The organism is Arthrobacter sp. ISL-5 (assembly GCF_018613835.1).
Taxonomy (GTDB): domain Bacteria; phylum Actinomycetota; class Actinomycetes; order Actinomycetales; family Micrococcaceae; genus Arthrobacter.
On the sequence record NZ_JAGGPM010000050.1, the window covers coordinates 1 to 9,737 of the forward strand.

10 protein-coding genes and 1 pseudogene are annotated in these 9,737 nt (G+C 63.1%); 2 read left to right on the forward strand and 9 right to left on the reverse strand.

What is annotated here, in order from left to right:
- The 9 genes from J7I89_RS23335 to J7I89_RS23375 form a co-directional block, all read right to left on the reverse strand.
- Nucleotides 1–658: FAD-dependent oxidoreductase (locus J7I89_RS23335; protein WP_214975487.1), on the reverse strand; the 658-nt coding region annotated here is incomplete at its 3' end.
- A gap of 3 nt (nt 659–661) precedes the next feature.
- A complete protein-coding gene (locus tag J7I89_RS23340; protein ID WP_214975489.1) occupies nt 662–1,429 on the reverse strand; it encodes an amino acid ABC transporter ATP-binding protein in 768 nt (255 codons plus the stop codon).
- Nucleotides 1,426–2,322: an amino acid ABC transporter permease gene (locus J7I89_RS23345; RefSeq protein ID WP_214975491.1), complete on the reverse strand. Its 897-nt coding sequence runs from the start codon at nt 2,320–2,322 to the stop codon at nt 1,426–1,428. The genes J7I89_RS23340 and J7I89_RS23345 overlap by 4 nt, the downstream gene beginning before the upstream one ends.
- A 44-nt stretch (nt 2,323–2,366) precedes the next feature.
- Nucleotides 2,367–3,293, reverse strand: a complete 927-nt coding sequence (locus J7I89_RS23350) for an ABC transporter substrate-binding protein (protein WP_214975492.1) — start codon at nt 3,291–3,293, stop codon at nt 2,367–2,369.
- Nucleotides 3,294–3,339: 46 nt separating this feature from the next.
- The gene (locus J7I89_RS23355; RefSeq protein ID WP_214975494.1) at nt 3,340–4,746 is read right to left on the reverse strand and encodes an FAD-binding oxidoreductase; all 1,407 of its coding nucleotides are present in this window, start codon (nt 4,744–4,746) and stop codon (nt 3,340–3,342) included.
- 105 nt (nt 4,747–4,851) lie between these two features.
- Entirely contained in the window at nt 4,852–5,586 is a 735-nt protein-coding gene (locus tag J7I89_RS23360; protein ID WP_214975496.1) for an SDR family NAD(P)-dependent oxidoreductase, read from the reverse strand.
- A gap of 67 nt (nt 5,587–5,653) precedes the next feature.
- The gene (locus J7I89_RS23365) at nt 5,654–6,760 is read right to left on the reverse strand and encodes an alanine racemase (RefSeq protein WP_214975498.1); all 1,107 of its coding nucleotides are present in this window, start codon (nt 6,758–6,760) and stop codon (nt 5,654–5,656) included.
- A 121-nt stretch (nt 6,761–6,881) separates the two neighbouring features.
- On the reverse strand, nt 6,882–7,367 hold the full coding sequence (locus tag J7I89_RS23370) for a RidA family protein (RefSeq protein ID WP_214975500.1): 486 nt from the start codon (nt 7,365–7,367) through the stop codon (nt 6,882–6,884).
- A 17-nt stretch (nt 7,368–7,384) separates the two neighbouring features.
- A complete protein-coding gene (locus tag J7I89_RS23375) occupies nt 7,385–8,080 on the reverse strand; it encodes a haloacid dehalogenase type II (RefSeq protein WP_214975502.1) in 696 nt (231 codons plus the stop codon).
- Between the two features lie 276 nt (nt 8,081–8,356).
- On the opposite strand from J7I89_RS23375, the gene J7I89_RS23380 reads away from it, so the two are divergent.
- Together J7I89_RS23380 and J7I89_RS26045 are read left to right on the forward strand one after the other, a co-directional pair.
- Entirely contained in the window at nt 8,357–9,031 is a 675-nt protein-coding gene (locus J7I89_RS23380; RefSeq protein WP_214975504.1) for a haloacid dehalogenase type II, read from the forward strand.
- A gap of 95 nt (nt 9,032–9,126) precedes the next feature.
- Nucleotides 9,127–9,737, forward strand: a pseudogene (locus J7I89_RS26045) (FAD-dependent oxidoreductase); the annotation flags it as partial.

Consider the following 9,737-nt stretch of genomic DNA (forward strand, 5'->3'; position numbering starts at 1 on the left):
CCCGTTTGGTCTGGGTTGCTGCCTTGAGGTAGTCGGGCATGAGCCTTTGGGACCAGCCGCCGGAGGCGACGATGACGTTCTCGAAGGTCCAGGACTTCCCGCCGGAGGTGATGAGGACGCCGTCCCCGGTTTCGGTGATGCTGTCGATGGGGGTGTTGGTGTGGATTGTTGCACCGTTGGCCTGGGCGGCCGCGACCGCGGCGGTGACGGCACGGTCGGTGCGCAGGGCGCCGGCGTGCGGGTCGTAGACGGCGATGTCGTCTTCGCGGAGGTTGTGCTGGGGGTAGCGTTCGGCCATCTCTTCGCGGCTGAGGCTCTGGTGTTCGGCGCCGTTGGTCCTGGTGGTTTCCAGCAGGGCTGTGAGGTAGGGGCCGTCTTTGGTTCCGATGGAGAGTCCGCCGCAGCGGGTGAGGATGTTTTGGCCGGTTTCGGCTTCGAGTTCGGCCCAGAGATCCCGTGAGCGTTCCAGGATGGGGTAGTAGCCGGGGTTGCCGCGGTAGATCATGCGGAACAGGCGGGTGTCACCGCCCACGGCGCTGCGGCCGTGGGCGGGTGCCTGGGCTTCGAATCCGGTGACGCCCTGGGTCAGGCGGGAGGCCTGCCAGAGGGCCATGCTGCCGATGCTGCCCAGGCCGATGACTGCGAGTTTTCCGTCCATGGGTCAGAGCACCTGCTTCAGGAAGGCCTGGGTGCGGGCTTCCTTGGGGTTGGAGAGGACTTCCCGGGCGTCGCTGCGTTCGACGATGTAGCCGTCGTCCATGAAGATCAGGGAGTCGGCCACTTCGCGGGCGAAGCCCATTTCGTGGGTGACCACCACCATGGTCATGCCTTTTTTGGCGAGTTCCTTCATGACGGCGAGGACTTCGCCGACTTTTTCGGGGTCCAGGGCGGAGGTGGGTTCGTCGAAGAGCATGATCTCGGGGTCCATCGCCAGGGACCGTGCGATCGCGACGCGCTGCTGCTGCCCGCCGGAGAGCTGGGCGGGGTAGTAGTCCCCGAACCCGGCCAGGCCGACACTTGCGAGCAGTTCGTGGGCGCGCTTGCCGGCCTCTTTCTTGTCCGCGCCCTTGACCAGGACGGGTCCGGACATGATGTTTTCGTGGGCGGTCATGTTGGGGAAGAGGTTGAACTGCTGGAAGACCATGCCGAGCCTGGTGCGCTGCTCTGCCAGTTTCTTGGGCGGCAGGGCGTGGTAGGCGGTGTCCGTTTCGTAGTAGCCGAAGTCTTCGCCGTTGACTTTCAGGACTCCCGAGTCGACGGTTTCCAGGCCGTTGATGCAGCGCAGGACGGTGGACTTGCCGGAACCGCTGGGTCCGATGATGCAGCAGATCTCTCCGCTGGCGATGTCCAGGTCGATGTCTTTAAGGACTGTTTTGGGGCCGAAGGACTTTCGGATTCCGCGGGCGTGAATGGTTCCGTCGGTACTCATCGGGCAGCGCCTTCCGGGTCAGTGAGCACAACGGGCTTCGCCTTCCGGGGGAGCCTGGAGGTTGCGCGGGAGTATTTTTGCTCGAGCTTGGACTGCGGGTAGCTCAGCAGCAGGGTCATCAGCAGGTACCACAGGCTGGCCACGATCAGCAGCGGGATGGTCTCGTAGGTACGGGCGTAGATCAGCTGCGCGCTTTGGAGCAGTTCGGCAACACCGAGAACACTCACGAGCGAGGTTCCCTTGAACATTCCGATGACCTGGTTACCGGTCGCCGGGATGATCGAGGGCATCGCCTGCGGGATGATGACCTTGCGCATCTTCATCCGCCCGCTCATGCCCAGGGAGTCTGCTGCTTCGATCTGGCCCTTGCCGACCGAGGAGAACCCGCCACGGATGATTTCAGCCATGTAGGCGGCCTCGTTCAGGGTCAACCCGACCAGGGCCGCGGTGATGGGGGCCATCAGGGCGTTCATGTCCACTTTGGTGCCGATGTCGGTGAACGGGATACCGATGGACAGGTCCGGGTACAGCGCGGAGATATTGAACCAGAAGATCAGCTGCACCAGGACCGGGGTGCCGCGGAATAGCGTGATGTAGACACCGGCCGTGGCAGCAATCGGTTTGATGCTGGAGGACCTCATGATCGCCAGCGCCAGCCCCAGGAGCGTTCCCAGGGCCATGCTGGCAAGCGTGAGGAAGATCGTGAGCATCAGCCCACGAAGGATGGTCTCCTGGGTGAAGTACTTGGCAACCACGCCCCACTTGAAGTTGGGGTTCGTAGACACGGACAAGAGAATGCCCAAGCCAATCAGGCTGCACACCACCCAGGCCACGTACTCAAAGACACTCCGCCGCCGGAGCCTTGGCTTGAGCGCCGGGTCCGTCCCACTCATGGGTTCATTTCTTTCGATAGTTATCTGCTGCATCGTGGCACCCCCTAGCGGATCGCGGCTTCGGTGATGGCTGATTCTGCCAGGCCCCAGTAGTCCAGGGCCTTCTTGTATTCGGGGGTTTCCAGTACGGACTGGATGGCTTTCTGCAGGGCCGGTGTCAGGGGTGATCCTTTCTTCAGCCCTATGGCGACGTTGGTGTTCGTGCGGGTATCCATCCTCGGTGACAGGATGTTGAAGTGGTCGGGCTGCTGCTCGTTGGCCCAGGCCAGGGCACTGGCGTCGTAGAAAACGCCGTCGATCCGCTTGGAATCCAGCTGCGTCAGGGCCTCCTGGACGTTGGGCAGCGTGATGGCGTTGATGGCCGGCTGGCCCTTGTCCTCACAGCTCCACTTCGAGACGTTCGGCAGGTGCTTCAGTTGCTGGGAGGAGCCCTTGGTCACGGCAATGTTCTTGCCGCAGAGTGTGTCGTTGGTCAGATTCAGCGGGTTGCCCTTGGCTACCGCCACGGCCGAGCCGCCCTTAAGGTAGTCGATCATGTCCAGGACCTTCAGCCGCTCTTCCGTGGCGGACATGGTGGTGGCGGTGAAGTCGTAGCGGCCGCCGTCAATGCCGGGAATGATCGTGTCGAACGCGGTGTTCTCGAACTTCAGCTTCAGTCCCAGCTTTTTGGCGACCAGGCGGGCGAGGTCCGGGTTCACGCCGATGGGGGTTGTGTTGTCCTCGGCGAGGAACGTCATCGGCGGGGAGCTCAGATCCATCGCGACCGTCAGTTCACCCTTGGCCTTGTACGACTCGGGCAGCAGCGCCACCGCGGCCGCGTCCGGCTGGACGCCTTCCGAAATGTCCCGGGTGTTCTGCGTCTTCGGGATTTCCGTCGCCTGGCTGCCCGCTGCCGTACCGCCACAGCCGCTCAGCGCCAGTACTACGGCGAGCCCTGCGGCCGCCGTCTGAACTCTACTAATGGTCTTCATGGTGCTTCCCTTCAAATGGTTTCAGCTGGAAGTTTTGGTTGGTGGACTATTCGTGGAGTCCGGCGAGTCTGCTGCCGAATTTTGCCAGGAGTGAGGTTTTGGTGGAGTCCCGGCGTTCTTCCCATTGATCGGCGATGCCGAATAGCCGGTACATGCCGTGGACACCGAGCCAGCGGATGGGTTCAGGTTCCCACTTCCGTGCGCGGTAGCCGACCCAGGGAAGTGTGGTCCGTTCTGTTTCCTTCTCGAAGGCCAGTTCCGCGAGGGTTCGGCCGCCGACGTAGGCTGCCGTGACACCGTGTCCGGCGTAGCCGGTGGAAGATCCGATCCCGGACGCTGCATCCCACTGCACGCCGCCATTCCAGTCGCGGGTAACGCCGAGGACTCCTGACCAGGCGTGGTCCACTTCGAATTGGATGCCCGGGAAGAAGGAGCGAAGCTTTGTAGAGATCAGGTCAACGGTGGATTGGGCTGTTGAACCGGTGCCTCCTGTGCCTGAGCCGTAGCGGTAGGGCATGCCGCGGCCGCCCATGGTGATGCGGCCGTCTGCTGTCCGTTGGGCGTAGACGAAGGTGTGTGCGGAGTCGCTGAGGCACTGCAGCCCGTTCCAGCCAATCTGCTGCCACGCCTTTTCCGAGAGCGGCTTGGTGACGATCATCGAGGAATTGATCGGTATCAGGGTCCTGCTGCCAAGCAGGTGTCCGGAATAGCCTTCGGTGCAGACGAACGTTTTGGCTGCGGTTACCCGCCCGTTGTCCAGCGTGAGGGTCTTGCCCTCGATGCTGCCTACCCGGCTGCCTTCGTAGATGCTGACCCCCATGGAGGTCAGGGTTTCGGCTAGGCCGTAGACAAGTTTCGCCGGATGCATCCGCGCGCAGTGCTTGTAGACGAGTCCACCGTGGACGGTGGATATGTTGATCCGGCTCTGAAACTCGTCCCGGTCAAGCAAATGGACATCGTCTTCAGTCAGCCCATACTTCCAGTCGGCGTTACGCCTTGCTACCAGCCGGCCCAGCCCTGCCTTGGTGTGGGCGGCGACAAGCGCGCCGCCTTTGTTCTGATCCGCGTTGATGCCCTCGGCCTGGAGAATGTCCAGGACGGAGTCGACGCCGGCGACAAACTCCTGCTGCAAGGCCCGGCTCGCATCCAGCCCGCCGCCGGAGGCGCGGGCGAAGGTGGCGCGGTTTCCTGGGGGCATTGCTGAGAGCCAGCCGCCGTTGCGTCCAGAAGCGCCGTAGCCGATCTGTTCTGCCTCAAACACAGCGACGTTGAGTGATGGTTCGAGTTTCTTGGCGAAGTACGCGGCCCACAGGCCTGTGTAGCCGCCACCGATAATTGCCAGGTCTACAGAGTCCTGGCCGGTGAAGCGGTGATAGGTGGGCCTGCTGTCCGCGAGTCCGGCCATCCAGAAGCCGAGCTCTCCGTTTCGGGGCGTTGCCGCAAGGGCTGTCATAGTGTCCTTCTTTGTCTGGGAACGGTTGAGCTGATAGGACGGCGGGCCGCCACGCGGAGAGCTTTGGCCTGCATCCGGGGGTGTCTCCGCCACATGGTGTGCTGTTCAGGCGGCGGTGTATCCGCCGTCGACGGGCAGGACCGCGCCGGTGATGTAGGAGGATTCTTTCGACGCCATGAAAAGGATGGCGTCGGCAATTTCTTCGGGGGTGGCCAGGCGCTGGAGCGGGATCTGGCCCTCGCGCTGGGCGCGGTAGGCCTCGGGATCGGGCCTGCGCTGGAACGATGCTTCGATGATCGGGGTTGCGGTCAGCCCCGGGGCGACGACGTTGACGCGGATGTTCCGTGATGCCCATTCAATCGCGGCGCCCTTGGCGAGCATGATGAGCCCGCCTTTGGCTGCGGAGTACAGGACTTCATCGGGCTTGCCGACCATACCGAGCCGGGAACTGACCAGCACGAACGAGCCTCCCGTAGCGGGCATCAACGGCGCGAAGTGCTTCATCACCAGGAACGAGCTGAGCAGGTTGCTGTGGAGCACGTTCTTCGCGTCCTCGTAGGCCATCTCCGTCAGCGGGCCGCTGACCTGCAGGCCGTGGTTGAGGACGACGACGTCTACCGTGCCGAAGGACTCGGCGGCCTGTTGGGCCAGGCTTTCGACGAACGCCTCGTCGTTAAGGTCCCCCGGGACATACAGGTCCTCGGGCTCCGCGCTATCCAGTTGTTCCCTGCGGCCGGTGAGCAGCAACCGGGCGCCTTCATTGCGGAACTGGGAACATACTGCCTCCCCGATTCCGCTGTTGGCGCCTGTGACCAGGGCGGTGGTCTTATCAAATCTCATGTCAGACATTCCTTAGGGGTAAATTTGCTTGGGTTGCGGGCTGGGAACGGAAGTCCCGCCGGGGCGGTCAATTAAGGAACCCGCGGGCATCCACCGGCCACCGCTCCAGCGTTGTGCCAGTGCTGTCGGTGATGATGTATTCCTCGAAATTGACCACGACCGGGCAGACGTGGTTGGGCACCACCGGAAGCACGGTCCCGACACCCGGGCGGAACCCGCCCGCGGGCAGGGGAAGGAATCCGTGGTATTCGTTGAGCTTGGACAGGATGGCGTTGGTGCCGGCAATGGCGCCGTAGCCGATCTCGGGGCTGCCTTCGCGGCCGAGGGCCTTGGTGCCGATATCGAGGATCACCTGATCGGGGACCCAGTCGCTGACCACAGTGCCGGCGACGAACAGCGCGATCTGGTCCTCGGTGCAGGCGCCGAGCCTGGTGTTGTTCAGGTCGTTGAAGACATACTCGCCGGGCCTGATCTCGGTGATCACGCTGCTGGTGGCGAATTCCACTGTGGGTGTGGAACCGGCGCTGACCACCTCCGCAGTGATCCCGGCTGCGCTGAGGCTGCGCACCGCGACGGTGAGAGCGGCATCCTGGTCATCCGCCGCCCGCTTGCGGGCGTCCGGTCCGGCGCTGCCATGGCCCGGATAGGTAAAGACGCCTACCGGAACCAGGCCGCGCTTGTGGGCGGCGAGAGCAAGGTCGCCCGCTGCCTCGGGAGGAGCCCCGGAACGACGGGCACCACAGTCAACCTCAATCACGACCTGCAGCCGCTCAGGTTCTGCGCCCATCGCGTCGGCGAGGGCATTGATTGCCGCGACGTTGTCGACGCCGACGCGCAGCCGGATGGTTTCAGCCAGTTTGCGGATCCGCGGCCCTTTCGATCCCGAGGGCCAGATGGGGTACGCGAGAAAGATGTCGTCGAATCCGGCCGCGGCGAAGACCTCGGCCTCACCCACATTGCCTGCGGTGATTCCGACCGCCCCCGCTTTAAGCTGGCGCCGGCCGATTTCCGCGCACTTGTGCGTCTTGACGTGCGGTCTGACGTCCAGGTTGTGCTGGGTGGCGAAGGCCTGCATGCGGTCGATGTTGTCCTGCATCACGTCGACCAGCACGATCGGCGCGGGGGTATCAACTCGCTCGACGAGAGCCTCGAGTGCTCGCTGAATGCGGTTCACGCTGTACTCCTCATGATTCTGTCTATGAATGATCGAGGCCTGCGGTGCTGGCTTCCTCGAGTGCTGAATGTGCGGGACCCGCATCAGCGGGTCCCGCACACTACCGCCGTCGTGCCCATTTTTAAACGGCCGTACAGACCATCTGGATCTCCACCGGAGTGTTCAGCGGCAGCCCGGCTACACCGATCGCGGTCCTGGCGTGCCGCCCGTTCTCGCCCAACACCTCGATGAGCAATTCACTCGCCGCGTTGGCAACCCGTGACTGCAGACCGAAGTCCGGCCCACTGGCCACGAAGACCAGCATCTGCACGATCCGGACCCGATCCAGATCTCCCACCGCCTGTACAGCGGCGGCGAGGCAGTTCAGCGCGCAATGGCGTGCGAGTTCCTGCGCCGTCTCCAGCTCGACGTCCCGACCGACGACGCCCTGGCCCAGCAGCGCACCGTCCTTGAAAGGCAGTTGGCCAGCGATGTGGATGCTGGAGTCCACCGCCCTGTGGTCAACGTAGTACGGGTTATCCGCGAGGACGGGGAGCTCCAGGCCGAGAGCCTCGAGCCGGTCCAAAGCCGAGTCACCCTTCACGGTTTGAGGTAGTGGCAGACTCATCTGTACTCAGGTCCCTCTTACAAGGCAGCGGGACGCGGCAGGCCAAAGAGGACGGGGAGTTCGGCGATGTCGGTGATCCGCTCGTAGCCGAGCCAGTGCTCGTCGTGCTCGAAGCCCCGGTCGACGTACACCTTGTTCTTGATACCCAGGATGGCCGCAGAGCGCAGGTCGTACATCGGGCTCGCGGAGACGTGCACGATCTCATCCGGTGTCACGCCAAGCTTCTCGAACATGTACTCAAAGGCACCGAGCCGCGGCTTGTAGGTGCCCATCTCCTCGGCGCTGATGATGAGTTCGAAGGGGGCCTGGAGGTTTGCTGCGAGGCGCGCAGCATCAGCGGTGTCGCTGTTGGTGATGATGACCAGCGGGACTTCCTCAGCCAGGCGGTTCAGTGCCTCCGTGACACCCGGGTACGGGCCCCAGGTGGGGACAATCTCGTAGACCGCCTGGGCATCGGCCTCACGGTACTCAATGCCGAGCCTGCGCGAGGCGCGTTCCATGGAGTTGGCGACGATCTCGCGGAACGGCTTGTAGTCGCCCATGCACTCGTCGATGCGGTACGCCTTGCAGGCCTGCAGGTACTCATCGGCGAGCTCGGCCGGCAGCCGGTCGCCCAGGACCTGACGCAGCGCGTCGCTGATAGCAAACTTGATCAGCGTTCCGTTCATGTCGAACGTCACGAACTTCGGCTTGGTTTCGAATTCGAATGCCATTGTTTCCTCATTGTCGGATCGGGTGGTTGTCGATTGTCGACGAGCCACCTTGAGTGGTGTCGTCGATTGTCGACGATACTAGATTGGGTTGTAGATAGTCAACGATTTTTGGAAATCGAGCCCCGAGACGGCGAAAGACCGCAGAAAGTTGTTGACAATTGACAGCTGGCCATTTAGATTCATAGTGAATCAAAAAGCGTCAGCCCGTCGCACCTGACAACAGATGGCTGAACTCCATGGCCCCACTCTCCTAATACATCCTTGAAGGGACTCATCATGGCTCCGACTAATTCCCGGCCGAAGTACATCTCCTTTGATATCTACGGCACTCTCATCAACTGGGACACTGATTCCACTACCCGCCGACTGCTCGCGGGCCGTTTGCCTGAAGAGCAGTGGCCGGCCTTCAAGAAGGTCTTCCGCGGGTACCGGTTCGACGAGGTCTGCGGCGACTACAAGCCCTACGAGGCGATCCTTCAGGATTCCTTTGACCGCGTATGCAAGCGGTGGGGCATTGGGCCGACCGAAGGCGCCGGCGCAGCGTTCGCTGACGCTGTACGCGGCTGGGTTGCCCACGATGACGTGCCGGCTCCGCTGAAGCTCATGGGCGACAACTACAAGCTTGTGGCCCTGTCCAACGCCGACGACAGCTTCCTGGACATCAGCATTCCCAAGCTCGGCGCAGACTTCCACGCCGTGCTTACCGCTGAGCAGGCCCAGGCCTACAAGCCCCGCTACCAGGCCTTCGAGTACATGCTGGACACCCTGAACGCCAAGCCGGAGGACTTCCTGCACATCGCCTCGCACACCCGCTACGACATGCATCCGATGCACGACATGGGCTTCCGTAACCTGTGGGTGCTGGACCGTGGCTACGACCCCATTACCCGGGGCTACGACTACAACACTGTTAAGTCCCTGGACGAGATCAACAAGCACCTCGGTCTCTAACCCGGTTCCAGAGGCGAAGCGTTTCTGAACATGGAAAGGTGATCTGAATGACCGATGGCAAACTCGCCGTTATCGGCCTGGGCAGCATCGGAAGCATGGCCCTCTGGCAGGCCTCCCGCCTCACCGATAACGTGGTCGGATTCGAAGCCCACACTCCCGCCCACGGCCGCAGCGCCGTGGGCGGGGACACCCGCCTGTTCCGCATGCTCTACCGCGGAGTGCCCGACTTCTACCCCATCCTGGAACGCTCCCGGGATCTCTGGGCCGAACTCGAAGCCGAAACCGGGCAGAACATCCTCACCCGCACCGGCGGACTCTCCATCGGAACCGCCGACGGCCCCTACATCCCCAGCCTGCTGGAAACCACCCGGATCAACGGCGCCGAACACCAGATCCTCAGCCGCGACGAGATGGCCGAACGCTACCCCCAACACAACCTCCGCGAAAACGACATCGCCGTACGACCCCCACGCCGGCGCCCTGCGCACCGACCGCGCAGTCACAGCAGCCGTCGCGGCCGCCCAGGCCAACGGCGCAACAATCCACACCAACACCCCCATCGAAAAAATCACCGAAACCCCCGACGGCGTCCTCATCACCTCCGGCGGGACGTCCTGGACCTTCGAGAACGTCATCGTCGCCTCCGGCGGCTGGTCCCAACGGCTCATGCCCGACTACCTCAAAGCAGCAACCCAGACCAAACGGG

Bases quoted from the DNA above. Each gene is read 5' to 3' on its own strand.
- J7I89_RS23355 (WP_214975494.1), bottom strand. From the start codon at position 4,746: ATGACAGCCCTTGCGGCAACGCCCCGAAACGGAGAGCTCGGCTTCTGG.
- J7I89_RS23370 (WP_214975500.1), bottom strand. From the start codon at position 7,367: ATGAGTCTGCCACTACCTCAAACCGTGAAGGGTGACTCGGCTTTGGAC.
- J7I89_RS23340 (WP_214975489.1), bottom strand. From the start codon at position 1,429: ATGAGTACCGACGGAACCATTCACGCCCGCGGAATCCGAAAGTCCTTC.
- J7I89_RS23350 (WP_214975492.1), bottom strand. From the start codon at position 3,293: ATGAAGACCATTAGTAGAGTTCAGACGGCGGCCGCAGGGCTCGCCGTA.
- J7I89_RS23345 (WP_214975491.1), bottom strand. From the start codon at position 2,322: ATGAGTGGGACGGACCCGGCGCTCAAGCCAAGGCTCCGGCGGCGGAGT.
- J7I89_RS23380 (WP_214975504.1), top strand. From the start codon at position 8,357: ATGGCTCCGACTAATTCCCGGCCGAAGTACATCTCCTTTGATATCTAC.
- J7I89_RS23360 (WP_214975496.1), bottom strand. From the start codon at position 5,586: ATGAGATTTGATAAGACCACCGCCCTGGTCACAGGCGCCAACAGCGGA.
- J7I89_RS23375 (WP_214975502.1), bottom strand. From the start codon at position 8,080: ATGGCATTCGAATTCGAAACCAAGCCGAAGTTCGTGACGTTCGACATG.